This is a genomic window from Streptomyces sp. NPDC053750, assembly GCF_044544295.1.
Lineage (GTDB): Bacteria > Actinomycetota > Actinomycetes > Streptomycetales > Streptomycetaceae > Streptomyces.
In genome coordinates this window covers 145,620-161,801 of sequence record NZ_JBITXB010000006.1, presented here as the reverse complement: position 1 = coordinate 161,801, position 16,182 = coordinate 145,620, and the positions used below count along the sequence as shown (strand labels likewise).

At 70.7% G+C, this 16,182-nt stretch carries 18 protein-coding genes and 1 pseudogene; 8 read left to right on the top strand and 11 right to left on the bottom strand.

Features of this window, described 5'->3' with window-relative positions:
- Window positions 1–2 precede the first annotated feature (2 nt).
- The 3 genes from ACIGO6_RS19030 to ACIGO6_RS19020 all read right to left on the bottom strand — a co-directional run bounded on the left by ACIGO6_RS19030 (window position 3) and on the right by ACIGO6_RS19020 (window position 2,025).
- Entirely contained in the window at window positions 3–1,085 is a 1,083-nt protein-coding gene (locus ACIGO6_RS19030) for an RNA polymerase sigma factor SigF (RefSeq protein ID WP_399877398.1), read from the bottom strand.
- A 17-nt stretch (window positions 1,086–1,102) separates the two neighbouring features.
- Entirely contained in the window at window positions 1,103–1,516 is a 414-nt protein-coding gene (locus ACIGO6_RS19025; RefSeq protein WP_003973726.1) for an anti-sigma regulatory factor, read from the bottom strand.
- A 248-nt stretch (window positions 1,517–1,764) separates the two neighbouring features.
- Complete coding sequence (locus ACIGO6_RS19020; RefSeq protein WP_399877395.1) at window positions 1,765–2,025, bottom strand: UBP-type zinc finger domain-containing protein; 261 nt, start codon at window positions 2,023–2,025, stop codon at window positions 1,765–1,767.
- A gap of 61 nt (window positions 2,026–2,086) precedes the next feature.
- Between ACIGO6_RS19020 and ACIGO6_RS19015 the strand changes: the two genes are divergently transcribed.
- Entirely contained in the window at window positions 2,087–3,679 is a 1,593-nt protein-coding gene (locus ACIGO6_RS19015; protein ID WP_399877392.1) for a Na+/H+ antiporter, read from the top strand.
- 51 nt (window positions 3,680–3,730) lie between these two features.
- Here ACIGO6_RS19015 and ACIGO6_RS19010 read toward each other — a convergent pair whose 3' ends face one another.
- The gene (locus ACIGO6_RS19010) at window positions 3,731–4,639 is read right to left on the bottom strand and encodes a 1-aminocyclopropane-1-carboxylate deaminase/D-cysteine desulfhydrase (RefSeq protein WP_399877389.1); all 909 of its coding nucleotides are present in this window, start codon (window positions 4,637–4,639) and stop codon (window positions 3,731–3,733) included.
- Window positions 4,640–4,675: 36 nt separating this feature from the next.
- Window positions 4,676–5,266, bottom strand: a complete 591-nt coding sequence (locus ACIGO6_RS19005) for an N-acetylmuramoyl-L-alanine amidase (RefSeq protein WP_399877386.1) — start codon at window positions 5,264–5,266, stop codon at window positions 4,676–4,678.
- A 273-nt stretch (window positions 5,267–5,539) separates the two neighbouring features.
- Here ACIGO6_RS19005 and ACIGO6_RS19000 point away from each other — a divergent pair, with 273 nt between their 5' ends.
- The 3 genes and pseudogenes from ACIGO6_RS19000 (at window position 5,540) to ACIGO6_RS18990 (ending at window position 9,061) form a co-directional block, all read left to right on the top strand.
- Window positions 5,540–6,946 (top strand): family 2B encapsulin nanocompartment shell protein, encoded by a 1,407-nt coding sequence (locus ACIGO6_RS19000; protein ID WP_399877383.1) that lies wholly within the window; start codon window positions 5,540–5,542, stop codon window positions 6,944–6,946.
- An 86-nt stretch (window positions 6,947–7,032) separates the two neighbouring features.
- On the top strand, window positions 7,033–8,217 hold the full coding sequence (locus ACIGO6_RS18995; RefSeq protein ID WP_399877381.1) for a family 2 encapsulin nanocompartment cargo protein polyprenyl transferase: 1,185 nt from the start codon (window positions 7,033–7,035) through the stop codon (window positions 8,215–8,217).
- 232 nt (window positions 8,218–8,449) lie between these two features.
- Window positions 8,450–9,061, top strand: a pseudogene (locus ACIGO6_RS18990) (GNAT family N-acetyltransferase).
- 24 nt (window positions 9,062–9,085) lie between these two features.
- Here ACIGO6_RS18990 and ACIGO6_RS18985 read toward each other — a convergent pair.
- Window positions 9,086–9,688, bottom strand: a complete 603-nt coding sequence (locus ACIGO6_RS18985) for a TetR/AcrR family transcriptional regulator (RefSeq protein WP_399877378.1) — start codon at window positions 9,686–9,688, stop codon at window positions 9,086–9,088.
- A gap of 145 nt (window positions 9,689–9,833) precedes the next feature.
- Between ACIGO6_RS18985 and ACIGO6_RS18980 the strand changes: the two genes are divergently transcribed.
- Both ACIGO6_RS18980 and ACIGO6_RS18975 read left to right on the top strand, forming a co-directional pair.
- The gene (locus ACIGO6_RS18980; protein ID WP_399877375.1) at window positions 9,834–10,418 is read left to right on the top strand and encodes a dihydrofolate reductase family protein; all 585 of its coding nucleotides are present in this window, start codon (window positions 9,834–9,836) and stop codon (window positions 10,416–10,418) included.
- Between the two features lie 26 nt (window positions 10,419–10,444).
- Complete coding sequence (locus tag ACIGO6_RS18975; protein ID WP_399877373.1) at window positions 10,445–10,684, top strand: hypothetical protein; 240 nt, start codon at window positions 10,445–10,447, stop codon at window positions 10,682–10,684.
- 102 nt (window positions 10,685–10,786) lie between these two features.
- Here ACIGO6_RS18975 and sodN read toward each other — a convergent pair whose 3' ends face one another.
- On the bottom strand, window positions 10,787–11,182 hold the full coding sequence (sodN, locus tag ACIGO6_RS18970; RefSeq protein ID WP_019326937.1) for a superoxide dismutase, Ni: 396 nt from the start codon (window positions 11,180–11,182) through the stop codon (window positions 10,787–10,789).
- Between the two features lie 145 nt (window positions 11,183–11,327).
- Between sodN and sodX the strand changes: the two genes are divergently transcribed.
- Window positions 11,328–11,765 (top strand): nickel-type superoxide dismutase maturation protease, encoded by a 438-nt coding sequence (sodX, locus tag ACIGO6_RS18965; RefSeq protein ID WP_399877370.1) that lies wholly within the window; start codon window positions 11,328–11,330, stop codon window positions 11,763–11,765.
- Here the strand turns inward: sodX and ACIGO6_RS18960 are convergent.
- On the bottom strand, window positions 11,669–12,298 hold the full coding sequence (locus ACIGO6_RS18960) for a CGNR zinc finger domain-containing protein (protein ID WP_399877368.1): 630 nt from the start codon (window positions 12,296–12,298) through the stop codon (window positions 11,669–11,671). The genes sodX and ACIGO6_RS18960 overlap by 97 nt on opposite strands.
- Before the next feature lie 99 nt (window positions 12,299–12,397).
- On the opposite strand from ACIGO6_RS18960, the gene ACIGO6_RS18955 reads away from it, so the two are divergent.
- A complete protein-coding gene (locus ACIGO6_RS18955) occupies window positions 12,398–13,168 on the top strand; it encodes a class I SAM-dependent methyltransferase (protein WP_399877366.1) in 771 nt (256 codons plus the stop codon).
- Between the two features lie 55 nt (window positions 13,169–13,223).
- On the opposite strand, the gene ACIGO6_RS18950 is transcribed toward ACIGO6_RS18955, so the two are convergent.
- Genes ACIGO6_RS18950 through ACIGO6_RS18940 form a run of 3 tightly spaced genes read right to left on the bottom strand, consistent with a single transcriptional unit; the run spans window position 13,224 to window position 15,922 of the window.
- Window positions 13,224–13,985 carry an amino acid ABC transporter ATP-binding protein gene (locus ACIGO6_RS18950; protein WP_399877363.1) on the bottom strand — a complete coding sequence of 254 codons (762 nt, stop codon included), beginning with the start codon at window positions 13,983–13,985 and terminating at the stop codon, window positions 13,224–13,226.
- Window positions 13,982–14,932: an amino acid ABC transporter permease gene (locus tag ACIGO6_RS18945; RefSeq protein WP_399877361.1), complete on the bottom strand. Its 951-nt coding sequence runs from the start codon at window positions 14,930–14,932 to the stop codon at window positions 13,982–13,984. The genes ACIGO6_RS18950 and ACIGO6_RS18945 overlap by 4 nt, the downstream gene beginning before the upstream one ends.
- A 30-nt stretch (window positions 14,933–14,962) precedes the next feature.
- Entirely contained in the window at window positions 14,963–15,922 is a 960-nt protein-coding gene (locus ACIGO6_RS18940; protein WP_399877358.1) for an ABC transporter substrate-binding protein, read from the bottom strand.
- Between the last annotated feature and the right edge of the window lie 260 nt (window positions 15,923–16,182).

The window sequence follows — 16,182 nt, the reverse complement described above, 5'->3', positions numbered from 1 at the left end:
CGCTACTCCTCGACCAGCAGCTTCTCCCGCAGCTGCGCCAGGGTGCGCGCCAGCAGCCGCGACACGTGCATCTGCGAGATACCGACCTCCTGCGCGATCTGCGACTGGGTCATGTTGCCGAAGAAGCGCAGCAGCAGGATTCGTTTCTCCCGCGGCGGCAGGTCCTCCAGCAGCGGCTTGAGCGACTCCCGGTACTCGACGCCCTCCAGCGCCTCGTCCTCGGCGCCGAGCGTGTCCGCGACGGCCGGGGACTCGTCGTCGGTGTCCGGGACGTCCAGGGACAGCGTGGAGTACGCGTTGGCCGACTCCAGCCCTTCCAGGACCTCCTCCTCCGAGATCGACAGCTTCTCGGCGAGTTCGTGCACCGTGGGGGAGCGGCCGTGCAGCTGCGAGAGCTCCGCCGTGGCCGTCGTCAGGGCCAGCCGCAGCTCCTGGAGCCGGCGCGGGACGCGCACCGCCCAGCCCTTGTCCCGGAAGTGCCGCTTGATCTCACCGACGACCGTCGGGGTCGCGTACGTGGAGAACTCCACCCCGCGGTCCGGGTCGAAGCGGTCGACCGACTTGATCAGGCCGATGGTGGCGACCTGCGTGAGGTCGTCCAGCGGCTCGCCGCGGTTGCGGAAGCGGCGGGCGAGGTGCTCGACGAGCGGCAGGTGCATGCGGACCAGCTGGTTGCGCAGCTCCGCGTACTCGGGACTGTCCTTCTCCAGCGTCCGCAGCATGGCGAACATGGCACGGGCCCCGCTGCGGTCCTGGTGGTCGTGGCGCGTGCGCTGTGTGCCCCGTGCGCCGGGCGCGTCGTCCTCGGAGTGTCGCTCGTGCTCGGAGTGTCGCTCGTGCTCGCTCATCGTCCCGCCCGTTGCCCTTTCCCGAGCCCTCGCCTCCGCTCGGACGGGCCGGGCGGAGGTGTCCCCGGTCCGCTGCCCGTCGCCCGGGACGACGGCCTCGGGGGAGGCCTCGTCCTCCGGGTGCGGCCGGGCCTGCTCGGGGATTCCGTCGATGCCGTCCGCCACGCTTCGGACCTCGCTCTCCGAACGAGTGCCCTCGGCCGGCAGCTCCCGTGTGCCGCGCTCTTCGTCCCGCACAGGCCCGTCCCCGTTCCTCACGTCGGCCCGGGTCCCGCGCCGCGCTGTTTGTAGAGGCTGATCGAAACGGTTTTGTCCTCGTCCACGGCGGACGAGACCTTGCCCGCGAGAGCGGACAGGACGGTCCAGGCGAAGGTGTCCCGCGAGGGGGCGTGGCCGTCCGTGGTCGGCGCCGAGACGGTGACCTCGAGCGAGTCGTCGACGAGGCGGAAGACACAACTGAGCACCGAGCCGGGCACGGCCTGCTGAAGCAGGATCGCGCAGGCCTCGTCGACTGCGATGCGCAGGTCCTCGATCTCGTCGAGGGTGAAGTCCAAGCGGGCTGCGAGGCCGGCCGTCGCCGTACGCAGCACCGACAGGTAGGCACCCGCGGCCGGCAGCCGGACTTCGACGAAGTCCTGGGTCGCGGGCTCGCCTGCGATCTGGGACACCCTCACCTCCAAGGTGGTACAAGCGTTACAGGGCCGAGGGTCACCTCGGGGTAACGCGATACGTGGTTCAGCGGTGACGTTATCGCGCTCCGAACTTTCCTGTCCCCGAGACCCCAACCCCTTGCTGTCACTCATAGTAAACACATGAACACGCACAGTGGCTAGGGGTTCGGCGGGCTCAAATCGGAAGAGCGCGCGCCGGGTTGACGTACCCAGGCGTCAGACGGTCGAACCTTCCCCGGCCGAGGTCACACGAGGACGTGGTCGACGAAGCACCAGCGCCAGCTCTCACCTGGCTCGAAGCTGCGCATCACCGGGTGCCCGGTCTCCTGGTGGTGCGCCGTCGCGTGCCGCCTCGGCGAGGAGTCGCAGCAGCCGACGTGGCCGCAGTCCAGGCACAGCCGCAGCTGTACCGGGTCCGTGCCCTCCGCCAGACATTCCGGGCAGGTCTCACTGCGCGGCTCCGGTTCCGGGTGCGGCAGCGCCTCGGCGTGCGTGCACTGTTTCATGATTGCCAGGTTACGACGGGTGTGCGGATGACCGCGCGGAAAAAGAGGGCGGGCGAGGACGATGGACGTGATGCCGCTGCTGTTGCTGGTGGCGGGCAGCGCCGCGGTCGCCGCGGCGGGACGGCGGGTGCCGGTACCGGCACCGCTGCTGCTGGTCGCGGCCGGTCTCGCGGTGAGCTACCTGCCCGGCGTGCCCGACTACACCCTCGACCCGCACATCGTCCTGCCCCTGCTGCTGCCCCCGCTGCTCTACACGGCGGCCACCGACAGCTCCTACCTCGACCTGCGGGCCCAGGTGCGGCCCGTGGCACTGCTGTCGGTGGGCTACGTCCTCTTCGCCACCTTCGTCGTCGGGTACGCCGCCTACCTGATCGTGCCGGGCCTGCCCCTGACCGCGGCCCTGGTGCTCGGCGCGGTGGTGGCGCCGCCGGACGCCGTCGCGGCCACGGCGGTCGCGCGCCGGGTGGGGCTGCCCTCCCGGATCACGACGATCCTCCAGGGCGAGTCGCTGGTGAACGACGCCACCGCGATCACCGCCTTCAAGGTGGCGCTGGCTGCGGCCGTGGGCGAGGGCGCCACCTGGGCCGGCGGGATCGGCGAGTTCCTGATCGCGGCCGTGGGCGGCGTCGGCGTCGGGCTGGTGCTGATGGTGCCGCTCCACTGGCTGCGCACACACCTGAAGGAGGCGCTCCTCCAGAACACGCTCTCCCTGCTGATCCCGTTCGTCGCCTACGCGGTCGCCGAGCAGGTGCACGCCTCCGGCGTGCTCGCGGTGGTGGTCGTCGCGCTCCATCTCGGCCACCGCGCGTGGGAGGTCGATTTCGCCACCCGTCTCCAGGAGGAGGCGGTGTGGAAGATGGTCGCCTTCGTCCTGGAGTCGGCGGTCTTCGCCCTGATCGGACTCCAGCTGCCCGTCGTCCTCAAGGGGCTCGGGGCCTACGAAGGCGCCGACGCCGTCTGGTACGCGGTCGCCGTCTTCCTGGTGGTCGCCGTGGCCCGGTTCGTGTGGGTCTACCCGGCGACCTTCCTGCCGAGGCTGTCGGCACGCGTCCGCGCGCGCGAGGGCGACCTCTCCTGGAAGGGGCCGTTCGTGATCGGCTGGGCCGGGATGCGGGGCGTGGTCTCGCTGGCCATCGCCTTCTCCATCCCGCTCACCGTGGAGGGCGGCAAGCCCTTCCCCGAGCGCAACCTCATCCTGTTCCTCACCTTCACCACGGTCATCGGCACGCTCGTGATCCAGGGCGTCACCCTGCCGCCCTTGATCCGCCTGCTCAAGTTCCCCGCACGCGACGTACAGGCCGAGACGCTGGCGGAGGCCAACGCCCAGGCGCAGGCCTCCCGGGTCGCCGAGGAACGCCTCGACGAGCTCCTCGCCGACGAGCGCAACGCGCTGCCGGCCCCGCTCGCCGACCGCCTCCGCACCGTCCTGGAGCGCCGCCGCAACGCCGTCTGGGAACGGCTCGGGCAGGTCAACGCCGTCACCGGCGAGACCGTCGACGACACCTACCGGCGCCTGTCCCGCGCGATGATCGGCGCCGAGCGCGAGGTCTTCGTCCGGCTGCGCGACGGCCGCTACATCGACGACGAGATGCTGCGGACGCTGCTGCGCCGCCTGGACCTGGAGGAGGCGGCGGCGTACCGGGAGACGACGTAGGGCGCGGTCGGCCGCGGCCAGGGGCTCGCGGTACTCCTGGGGAGGGTCGGCTCAGGGAAAGGGGCGGCCGGTGACGACCGCCGTCAGGGTGGTCCCGCGGGCGAAGGCGCCCTCCCGGGTGAGGACGAGCAGGGCGTGGAGCATCTTGGCGACGTAGACGCGCTCCACGGGCACGCCGTGGCGGCGTTCGAAGTCGTCGGCGAAGGAGTCGAGCTCGGGGGTGGTGCGGGCGTAGCCGCCGCCGTTGAAGCGGTCGTCGAGGCTCCAGGCGCCGCGGAGCCCGCCGAACGCACGCTCCTGGAGTCGCCGTATGTCGTCGGCCAGGAAGCCGCCCTTGAGGACCGGTATCCCGAGCGTCCGGCGCCCCGGGGGGAGGCCGGCGGCCAGCCCCGCGAGCGTGCCGCCGGTGCCGCAGGCGAGCGCGACCACGTCGGCGTGCTCGCCCAGTTCCTCGCCGAGCGCCCGGCAGCCGCGGACGGCCTCCGCATTGCTGCCGCCCTCGGGGACGACGACCGCGCCCTCGGCCCCGGCCGCGCGCATCAGGGCCGCCAGGGTCTCCGGTTCGGCCTTGTGGCGGTACGTCGATCGGTCGACGAAGTGCAGCCGCATGCCGTCGGCCGCGCACCGGGCCAGGGACGGGTTGAGCGGCCGGTCGGCCAGTTCCTGACCGCGCACCACGCCCACCGTGGTCAGACCGAGCAGCCGGCCGGCGGCCGCCGTGGCGCGCAGGTGATTGGAGTAGGCACCGCCGAAGGTGACGACGGTGCGACCGCGGGCCGTGGCGAGATTCGGCGCGAGTTTGCGCCACTTGTTGCCGACCAGCTCGGGATGGATCAGGTCGTCCCGCTTCAGGAGCAACCGGACGCCGTGCCGCTCGAACCGCTCGTCGGTGATCTCCTGGAGGGGAGAGGGCAGACGGGGGTGCAGCGGGGCGAGGTCGCAGGTGTCGGTGCCGGTCACCCCGTCATTGTCACGCCGCCGGGCGCGGTGGACACGTCAGGTCAGCCGGTCGCGGATCCGCGCGCGCATCGACGACATGGTGAAACCCCGTGGGTCCACCTTCCCCGGCTGCCATTCGAGGTGGCCGATGACGGACCGCTCGTTCCACCCGTGGTGGCGGCAGACCGCGGCGGCGGCGCGCTCGATGGCCTCCAGCTGCGCCGCCGGCCAGGGATCGTCGCCGTCGCCCAGGTTTTCGCACTCGAAGCCGTAGAAGTGCCGGTTGCCGTCGGTGTTCGCCTCGTTGTCCCGCGGCAGCGCTCTCTCCGCGATGACCGCGCGCAGGACGTCGTCGTCGCCGAGACCGGCGTGGTTGGCCCGGCCGTACCCGACCAGGTGCACCTTGCCGTCCTTGGTGATCACCCCGTGGCACAGCGGTCCCGGCAGACCCTCGTAGCCCTTGCGGCAGATCTCCACGGTCCGCGCGCTGCCCTTGGTGACCGTGTGGTGGATCATCACGCCGTGCACGGGTCCCCAGGGCCCCTTGTGGTTGCGGTTGTGGTCCCGCCAGTCGCCGACCTGGACGACGGTGAGGCCTTCCGCCTTCAGTGCCCTGAGGAAACTGCTCGCGGACATGGGTGAGGCCATGGCCGGCTCCTTCCCGCTGCGCGACGGCCGCCGGGCGCGACCGCCTCGTACCGGTGCTTGTACCGAAACGGAGCGCTCGCTATTGCTCGTTCGGCCGGTGTGCGAGTCGATTCGGACAACCTCGCACGGGCAAGTTCCCATGTCTGCCCCGGCCGTCGGTGATCCATTCCCGCTCTTTCGTGTAATAGCACTGGCACGCTCCGTGAGGAAGGCTGGTCCCCGCACATCGATGCCGGGCGCAGCCGTCCGGCATGACCGGGAGGGCAATTCCTTATGTCGGTAGGCGAAGAGGTCCGCACCGAGCAGACCAGGCCGCAGCAGAGCCTCGGCACGGCGGCCGCGCGGAACCTGGCCACCACGACCAAGTCCGTTCCTCAGATGCAGGAGATCAGCTCGCGCTGGCTGCTGCGCTCGCTCCCCTGGGTGGACATCCAGGGCGGTACGTACCGGGTGAACCGGCGCCTGACCTTCGCCGTGGGAGACGGCCGGGTGACGTTCGTGAAGAGCGGCGACCGCGTCGAGGTCGTCCCGGCGGAGCTGGGCGAACTGCCGGCCCTGCGGTCGTACGATGACGAGGACGTGCTCTCGGAACTCGCGCAACGCTGTGAGCAGCGGGAGTTCGGCCCGGGCGAGGTGATCGCCTCGTTCGGCGGCCAGGCCGACGAGGTCTACCTGCTGGCGCACGGCAAGGTGGAGAAGGTCGGCACCGGCCCCTACGGCGACGACGCGGTGCTCGGAGTCCTCGCCGACGGCTCCTACTTCGGCGAGCAGGCGCTCCTCGACGGGGACGCCATCTGGGAGTACACCGCCCGCACGGTCACCGCCTGCACGGTGCTCGTGCTGCCCCGCCAGCAGGTGGAGCAGGTCGCGGAGCGCGCGGACTCCCTGCGCGAGCACCTCCAGCGGCTGCGCTCGATCCCGGAGCAGCGCACCAACAAGCACGGTGAGAAGGCGATCGACCTCTCCGCAGGTCACAGCGGCGAGCCGGACATCCCGCACACCTTCGTCGACTACGAGGCCCGGCCCCGTGAGTACGAGCTGAGTGTCGCCCAGACCGTGCTGCGCATCCACTCGCGCGTGGCCGACCTCTACAACCAGCCGATGAACCAGACCGAGCAGCAGATCCGGCTGACGGTCGAGGCGCTGAAGGAGCGTCAGGAGCACGAACTCGTCAACAACCGCGAGTTCGGCCTGCTGCACAACTGCGAGTACGACCAGCGGATCCAGCCGCACGACGGCGTGCCCGGCCCCGACGACCTGGACGAGCTGCTCAGCCGTCGGCGCGGCACCAAGCTGCTCCTGGCGCATCCGCGGGCGATCGCCGCCATCGGACGCGAGCTCAACAGGCGCGGGCTGGTCCCCGAGACGATCGACATCGCCGGCAACCGCATTCCCACCTGGCGCGGGGTGCCCATCTACCCGTGCAACAAGATCCCGGTCACCGAGGCCCGTACGACCTCGATCATCGCGATGCGCACCGGTGAGCAGGACCAGGGTGTCATCGGCCTGCGGGCCACCGGCATCCCGGACGAGATCGAGCCGAGTCTGTCGGTGCGCTTCATGGGCATCAATGAGCAGGCCATCATCAAGTACCTGGTCACGGCCTACTACTCGGCCGCGGTCCTCGTGCCGGACGCGCTCGGCGTTCTGGAGAACGTCGAGATCGGCCGCTGGCGGTGACCCTGTCTCCCGAACGCCGTGTTCCCGCCCTCCCGGGCGGGTACACCCCGGGGGTACGAGGGCGGGCGTATGGGGGAGGTGAGTCCATGACGGAGGCTCGGCAGGGCGCCGCCGAGACGCGGCATCCCACCGGCATCCTGGAAAGGCACGGGCCCATCGGTACGCAGCGGCAAGAGGGGCCGGAACCGTCGTCCGACGGGCAGGGACCGGGGGAGTCCGACGGCCGGGAGACAGCGGGGCCCGAGGGCCAGGAGGCGGTGGCCCTCCTGCGGGAGTCCCGGGCGTCGGTCGACCCGGAACTGCGGTCCGCCATCGCCTCGCTGCCCTCTTCGATACGCCGGACCGCGCTCTACCACTTCGGCTGGCAGCACGCGGACGGCACGCCCGCGGCGGGCAACGCGGGCAAGGCGATCCGCCCCGCGCTCGTCCTCACCTCGGCCGCCGCGCTCGGCGGAGCCGAGGCCCGGGCGGCGGCGGTGCGGGCCGCGGCGGCGGTGGAACTGGTGCACAACTTCACGCTGTTGCACGACGACGTGATGGACCGGGACACCACGCGACGCCATCGGCCGACCGCGTGGACCGTGTTCGGCGCCGCCGACGCGATCCTCGCCGGGGACGCCCTGCAGGCCCTGGCCCTGCGGCTGCTCGCCGCGGACCCGCATCCGGCGTCCGCGGCTGCGGCCACCCGGCTCGCCGACTGCGTCATGGAGTTGTGCGAGGGGCAGCACGCGGACACGGCCATGGAGCGGCGCGCCCCGGACGAGATCACTCTCGCCGAGACGCTCGTCATGGCCGAGGCGAAGACGGGCGCCCTGCTGGGATGCGCCTGTGCTGTCGGCGCGCTGTACGCCGGTGCCGCCGACGAGGACATCGAGGCCCTGGACGCCTTCGGCCGCGAGGCCGGGCTGGCCTTCCAGCTCATCGACGACGTCATCGGCATATGGGGCGATCCGCGGCACACCGGCAAGCCGGCCGGCGCGGACCTGGCCGTCCGCAAGAAGTCGTTGCCGGTGGTCGCCGCGCTCACCTCCGGCACTCCGGCCGCCGCCGAGCTCGCCGAGCTGTACGCGGCACCGTACGACGAGGACAGGGAGGAGCTGGAGCGCACAGCGCTGGCCGTGGAGCGGGCGGGTGGCCGGGACTGGGCGCAGACCCAGGCGGCCGACCGGATGGCGACGGCCATGCAGGAACTGGCCCGCGCGGTGCCCGACCCGGAGTCGGCGGGCGGCCTGCTCGCGCTGGCCGAGTTCGTGACCCGGCGCACCACCTGACGGCCGGCGCAAGACCCCGGAGCCCGTACAGGGCCGTACGGCACCTGACCGACGTACGGCCGCACCGCCGAGGGCTCCGGTCAGGCGGGTCCCGCACTTCCCCACGGTGTGCGGGGCCCGCTCCCCGGCGGAGGGCCGGGAGCATCGCCCGCCTGCCGCCGTCGGGCAACGGCTGGGCTCAACGGCCGTACGCGCGGTCGTAGTAGAGCCGAAGGGCGGACGGGGCACGGGTGTGGTGATCCGGGCGGCGGGGGCGGACGACCGGGAGCCGGTGGTCCGGCTGCTGGACGAGGCCTTTCAGGACGATCCCGTGAGCAACTGGGTCTTCCCCGGTGAGGCGTACCGCCGCCGGACCCACCACCGGCTCATGGCCGCCTTCACCGACGCCGTGCTCGCCGACGGGCGCACCGACCTCAGCGAGGACGGTGCGGCCTGCGCGCTGTGGCTGTCGGTGCCGGCGGACGGGCACACCGGCGAGGAGACCGGCGACGACGACGGGCCCGCCCAGGTGCGCGAGGAGGTCGACCCGGACAACGAACGCGTCGAGCTGATCGCCAGGCTGACGGACGGCACCCACCCCTCCGGCCGTGCTCACGCGTACCTGTGGATGATCGCCGTGGCCCCCAGGGCGGCAGGGCGAGGGGCTGGGCACCGCGCTCATCGCGTCGGTCCTCGGCCGCTGTGACCGCGAGGGGCTGCCGCGTACCTGGAGGCGAGCGGCGCCCGCAGCCGGGGGCGGTACGAACGCCTCGGCTTCGAATTCACCGGCAGAGGGCTGGATCTGCCGGACGGTCCCCGGATGTGGCCGATGTGGCGGGAGCCGCGGGCGCCGGCGAGCGTCTGATCCGCGGCGCCCAGCCTCCCGCCGTCACGGCTCCGGTCGCTCCTGTGGTACGACCGTCGACACGATCAGCTCCACCAGGTCGTCCGGGACGTCCGCCCCGGGCAGGGCGCCGGACAGGACGTCCGGCATGGTGAGGTGCTCCAGGATCAGTCCGAGCATGGCCAGATAGAGCACGACAACGGTCCCGTCGCCGCCGGGCAACCCGGCCTCGCGGTGGAACTGCATGCCCTCCGCCAGGTCACCGCGCAGCGATTCGGTGTACGAGGCGCGCAGCTCCGGGCGCCGGGTGGCTTCCAGGCGCATCTCCAGCAGCGCCAGATAGCCGGTGCGGTCACGCGTCGCCCGGTCCATCAGGTCGCGCATGAAGGCGCCGACCAGCGCGCGGTCCTTCGGCCGGGTCATCAGAGCGGCCACCACGTCGGGGTCGGGTGCGAGCCGTTGGTGCAGGCGGGCGTCCATCTGCCGGAGCAGCTCCTCGCGCCCCGTGAAGTAGTTGGACGCGGTACCCACGGGGACGCCCGCCTCCGTGTCGACCGCGCGGAACGTCAGCCCGCGCGCGCCCTCGCGGGCGAGTACCTCGACCCCTGCGTCGACCAGGGCGGCACGCCGCTCCGGGTTGCTGACCATGCGGAGTCCTCTCTCTCACTTGCCTCACCGCCCGATCCCCGGACCGGAATCGGTTTACAACCACTACGTTCGAAGTACTATACCCGGAGTGGTTGACTGGGTGGTTGACCGAGAAGGTGACCCGCCCTGACGAAAAGAGGCCGTTTTGCGCAAGCTCACGTACTTCATCGCCTGCTCGATCGACGGCTTCATCGGCGGTCCGGACGGCGACGCGTCCTTCATGGTCCCGTTCGTCGACGAGGAGTTCTTCGGCTTCCTGACGGCGGAGTATCCGGAGACGGTGCCGACGCAGGGCCGCCGGGCCCTCGGCGTCGACGACCTGCCGAACAAGCGGTTCGACACGATCGTCCAGGGCCGTGCCAGCTACGACCTGGCCCTGAAGGAGGGGATCACCAGCCCCTACGCCCATCTGCGGGAGTACGTCGCCTCGCGCACGCTCACCCGGTCGCCCGACCCGAACGTGGAGATCATCTCGACGGACCTGGTCGGCAGGGTCCGGGAGCTGAAGGCGGAGGACAGCGGTCTCGACATCTACCTGTGCGGCGGAGCCGCCGTCGCCGGCGAGCTGATCGACGAGGTCGACGAGCTGGTCATCAAGACGTACCCCGTCGTGCTGGGCACCGGTATGCCCATGTTCGGCTCCGGCTTCGCGGTCTCCGAGTTCGTGCCGCAGTCGGTACGGTCGTTCGGCAACGGCGTCGTGGTGCGGACGTACGACAGGAAGCGCTGAGCGGTCGCCCGTTCTACGCTGGAGGCATGGACAGCGACAAGCACGCCTGTCCCGTTTGCGGACAGCCAGTCGAAACGGTCGTCCGGCGGCACAAGACGCTGGGCGCGTGGGTCCCGGTGTGGGCGCCCGGCCCGTGCCGCAACCCCAGGTGTGAGGCGGGTCCCGAGCAGAGCGCCCAGGGCAGGGAAACCGAGGCGCGGCCGCGGACCGCCGAGCCTTCGCGAGAAGCCGAGCCCTCACGGGAAACCGTCACGGAGAACTCCTGAACCGAGGCGACGGCCGAGTGCGTCGCCCGGAAACAGACCGCACCCGGACCGTCATCGGCGCCGTGTTCGGCGTCGTGCGGGCCGGGTGCGGGCCGGAAGGGGTCAGGCCTTCTTGGTCTCCCAGAAGATCTTGTCGATCTGGGCGATGTAGTCCAGGGCCTTCTGGCCGGTCGCCGGGTCCTTCGACGCCTTGGCGGCCGACAGGGCCTTCAGGGTGTCGTTGACCAGCTGGTGCAGCTCCGGGTACTTCTCGAAGTGCGGGGGCTTGAAGTAGTCGCTCCACAGCACGGAGACGTGGTGCTTCGCGAGCTCGGCGCGCTGCTCCTTGATGACCGTGGCGCGCGTCTGGAAGTGCGGGTCGTCGTTGCCGGCCATCTTCTCCTGGACGGCCTTCACCGACTCCGCCTCAATGCGGGCCTGGGCAGGGTCGTACACGCCGCAGGGCAGGTCGCAGTGGGCGCTGACCGTGACCTTGGGGGCAAACAGGCGGGAAAGCATGAAGCGTTCCTTCCTCGTGATCGTCTTCTCAGGGGGGACATTACTCCCTGGGAGACCCGATTTCGCGAGTGCCCCCGTGGGCTTAGGACAAAAGTCCGGGGTGAGACTGAGACTGGTGGAGGAAGAACCGGGGAGGTGCCGGGTGATGCCGGAGCAGCTGTCGCAGGAGACCGAGCGCGCGAGAGGGGCCCTGCCGTTCGGGCCGGCCGAGGTGACCGGGCCGTCGATGGTGCCCACGTTGCACCACGGGGACGTGCTGCTCGTGCACTGGGGGGCGCGGGTCCGGCCGGGCGACGTCGTCGTGCTGCGGCACCCCTTCCAGCAGGATCTGCTCGTGGTGAAGCGGGCCGTCGAGCGGCGCGGGGCCGGCTGGTGGGTGCTCGGGGACAACGCGTTCGCCGGCGGTGACAGCACCGACTACGGGGTCGTCCCCGAGGAACTCGTGCTCGGCAGGGCGCGGCTGCGGTACCGGCCGCGGCGACCGGGTCAGCGTTCGCCGTTCGCCGTGGCGCGCTGGGCGCTGTCGTCGCTCAGGCCGGTGCTGACCGACCGGTCCGCCTCGAGGCGTTTGCGGGCGCGGTAGGCCGCCACGTTGGCGCGGGTGGCGCAGCGGTCGGAGCAGTAGCGCCGGGAGCGGTTGGTGGAGGTGTCCAGGTAGGCGTTGCGGCAGGGGGACGCCTCGCACAGGCCCAGCCGGTCCACGCCGTACTCCGTGAGGTGGAAGGCCAGGCCCATCGCCGCGATGGCGGCGAAACCGGCGGTCGCGTTGGACGGGTGGTCCGCCAGGTGCATGTGCCACAGCGGGCTGCCGTCGTCGTCGCGGTGGTCGTGGCCGGAGATCTGCGGGCTCACCGGGAACTCCAGGAGCAGTGAGTTCAGCAGGTCCACGGCGAGCGTCTCGTCGCCGCAGTCGGCCGCCTCGAAGACCGCGCGCAGCCGTCCCCGGACCGACCGGAAGCGGGTCACGTCCGCGTCCGTGGCGCGGCGGGCGGCCGACTGGTTGGCGCCGAAGAGCTCGCGGACGGCCTCGACCGAGGTCAGGGAGTCCTGCCCCCGGACCGGTTCCTCGGTGTTGACGAGACGTACGGCGTAATCCGAGTAATAGGCCAGTTCCACTTGTAGTCCTTACGAAGGGGCTCTATGGTCGTGCCTGCGGTCAGGTAACAGCTGATCGTGCTTCCAGGGTATTACGTGTAGGAGTGAGGGAGGGGCACGATGACGGACGCGGACATCGCCACGACGGGTGCCGACTGGCAGGCCTGGCAGGAGAGCTGGGACCGGCAGCAGGAGTGGTACATGCCGGACCGGGAGGAGCGGTTCCGGATCATGCTCGACATGGTCGAGGCGCTCGTCGGCCCCGCGCCGCGCGTGCTCGACCTCGCCTGCGGCACCGGCACCATCACGGCCCGGCTGCTCGCCCGGTTCCCCGAGGCCACCAGCACCGGCGTGGACCTCGACCCCGCGCTCCTCGCCATCGCCGAGGGCACCTTCGCGGGCGACGGCCGGGTCTCCTTCGTCGCCGCCGACCTCAAGGACCCCGACTGGACGGCGAAGCTGCCGCACGACTCCTACGACGCCGTCCTGACCGCGACGGCCCTGCACTGGTTCCACGCCGAACCCCTCGCGGATCTCTACGGCCGGGTCGCGGAGGTGGTCCGCGACGGTGGTGTCTTCATGAACGCGGACCACATGATCGACGACACGACGCCCCGGATCAACGCGGCCGAGCGCGCCCAGCGGCACGCGCGGATGGACGCCGCCAAGGGCGCGGGCGCCCTCGACTGGGCCGAGTGGTGGCAGCTCGCCGCGAAGGACCCGGTCCTCGCCGGACCCACGGCGCGGCGCTTCGAGATCTACGGTGAGCACGCCGACGGCGAGATGCCCTCGGCGGCGTGGCACGCGCGCGTGCTGCGCGAGAAGGGCTTCGGCGAGGTGCGGCCGGTGTGGTGCTCGCCGTCGGACACGCTGCTGCTGGCGCTCAAGTAGGACCACACGCCGAGGGGCGGCACGGGAGACCCGTACCGCCCCTTCGGGGGTGGACTCAGAGGACCTTGGACAGGAACGCCTTCGTCCGCTCGTGCTGGGGGTCCGTCAGGACGTCGCGCGGGTTGCCCGACTCGACCACCACGCCGTTGTCCATGAAGACCAGGCTGTCGCCCACCTCGCGGGCGAAGCCCATCTCGTGGGTGACGACGACCATCGTCATGCCGGACTCGGCCAGGTCGCGCATGACGTCGAGGACGTCACCGACCAGCTCCGGGTCCAGGGCCGAGGTCGGCTCGTCGAACAGCATCAGCTTCGGGTCCATCGCCAGGGCCCGCGCGATGGCGACGCGCTGCTGCTGACCGCCGGAGAGCTGCGAGGGGTAGTTGCCGGCCTTGTCGGCCAGTCCCACGCGGTCCAGGAGCTGCATCGCGCGCTCCCTGGCCTGCCCCTTGGTCACGCCCTTGACCTGTACCGGAGCCTCCATGACGTTCTCGACGGCCGTCATGTGCGGGAACAGGTTGAAGCGCTGGAAGACCATGCCGATGTCCCGGCGCTTGACGGCGACCTCGCTGTCCTTCAGCTCGTAGAGCTTGTCGCCCTTCTGGCGGTAGCCGACCAGCTCGCCGTCGACGTAAAGACGCCCGGCGTTGATCTTCTCGAGGTGGTTGATACACCTGAGGAAGGTGGACTTGCCGGAGCCGGAGGGGCCGATGAGGCAGAACACCTCGCCGGACTTCACCTCCAGGTCGATGCCCTTGAGGACCTCGACGAGGCCGAAGGACTTGTGGACGCCCTCGGCCTTGACCATGGCGGTCATGCCGCACCTCCCGTCGTGCTGGAGCGGTTCGACAGGGAGAACAGGTTCGCCCTGATCTTCTGCATCGGGGTCGGCGGCAGGCTGCGGCTGGAGCCGCGGGCGTAGTAACGCTCCAGGTAGTACTGGCCGACGCTGAAGACCGACGTCAGCAGCAGGTACCAGGCCGCGGCCAGGAACAGCATCTCGGCCGGGGCACCGGAGGTCTGGCCGATGTCCTGGGCGACCCGGAACAACTCGGCGTACTGGACGACCGACACCAGGGAGGTCGTCTTCAGCATGTTGATGACCTCGTTGCCGGTCGGCGGCACGATCACGCGCATCGCCTGCGGCACCACGATCCGGCGCAGCGTCTTGGTGTGGCTCATGCCGAGCGCGTGCGCCGCCTCGGTCTGGCCCTCGTCGACCGCGAGCAGACCGGCGCGGCAGATCTCCGCCATGTACGCGGCCTCGTTGAGACCGAGGCCGAGCAGCGCCGTCAGGAACGGCGTCATGAAGTCCGACCACTCGTCGCGGTAGACCGGGCCCAGGTTGACGTACTCGAAGACCAGGCCCAGGTTGAACCAGACGACCAGCTGCACCAGGACCGGCGTGCCGCGGAAGAACCAGATGTAGAACCACGCGAGGGTCGAGGTCACCGGGTTCTTCGACAGCCGCATCACGGCGAGCAGGATGCCGCCGAAGATGCCGATCAGCATCGCGAGGATCGTGATCAGGAGCGTCTTGCCCACGCCGGTCAGGACGCGGTCGTCGAAGAAGTAGTCCGGGATCGCGTCCCAGTTGATCTTGCCCTGGGAGAACGCGTAGACGACCGCGGCCAGCAGCGCGATCGCGACGACCGCGGAGACGTACCGCCCGTAGTGGCGGACCGGGATGGCCTTGATGGCCTCCGGTCCGGCGGGCGGGGTGTCGCCCGGGCCGCCCGCCCTCTTGTCGATGTCAACAGTCACGGAAGTTGCCTTTCAGTGCCCGCCGCGCGGTCACTTGCCGCCGTTGATGGTGGCCGCCGTGACGGCGCCTTCCGCCACGCCCCACTTGTCGAGGATCTTCTTGTACTCGCCGTTCGCGATGACCGCGTCGAGCGCCGCCTTCAGCGCGTCGCGCAGCTGGGTGTTGTCCTTGCCGACCGCGATGCCGTACGGCGCCGCCTCGACCTGCTCGCCGACGAGCTGGAAGTCGTTGCCGCCGCCGGACGTCTTCACCGCGTACGCCGCGACCGGGAAGTCGGACGAGCCGGCGTTGGCGCCGCCCGCGCGCAGGCGGGTCTGGGCCTGCTGGTCGTTGTCGAAGGGCTGCATGGAGATCTTCTTGCCGGCCGGGCACTTCTCGTTCTCGGCCTTGGCGAGGTCCTCGGAGACCGTGCCGCGCTGCACCACGAGCTTCTTGCCGCACAGGTCGGCCCAGGTCTTGATGCCCTGGTCGTCGCCCTTCTTGGTGTAGATCGAGACACCGGCGGTGAAGTAGTCCACGAAGTCGACGCCCTGGCCGACCTTCTTGCCGGTCTCGGAGTCGATGCCCTCCTGGCGGTCCTTGGTGTCGGTCATCGCGGACATCGCGATGTCGTAGCGCTTGGAGCGCAGACCGGTGATCAGGGTGTCGAAGGTGCCGTTCTCGAACTCGAACTTCACGCCGAGCTGCTTGCCCATGGCGTCCGCGAGGTCGGGGTCGATACCGACGGTCTTTCCGGAGTCGTCCTTGAACTCGACCGGAGCGTAGGCGATGTCCGAACCGACCTTGATGACGCCCTTGTCGCGAATCGCCTGGGGGAGCTTATCGGCCAGCGGGGCACCCGCGGCCGACTGCGTGTCGCTGCCGGAGTCGCTGTTCTCGGTCTGGTCGCCGCATCCGGTGAGCAGCAGAGCGCCTGCGACCGCGATCGCACCGACCACTGCTGTCCGGGAGTGCGCGGCGGTCGTACGACGGGTGAAGCTTGCGGTCATGGTGGTTCCTCCGGCGGGAGATGGAGTTGCCGATGGGACGGGACGCCGGCCGGGGGACCGACAGGCGCCGTGGGTCGACGAGAGCACACGCCTTCGAGTGTCGCGACCTCGTGTGATTACGGCATCTTGCCATTCGGACTCGGTCGTTCAGGGGGGCCGTCATGTCAAAATCGGATAACGGGTGCCCCCCCGAACCGGACCAGGTCGGTACATCACGACCGAACCTTTGCGGGAATCGACCCTTCCGGCCGGAAGATCTT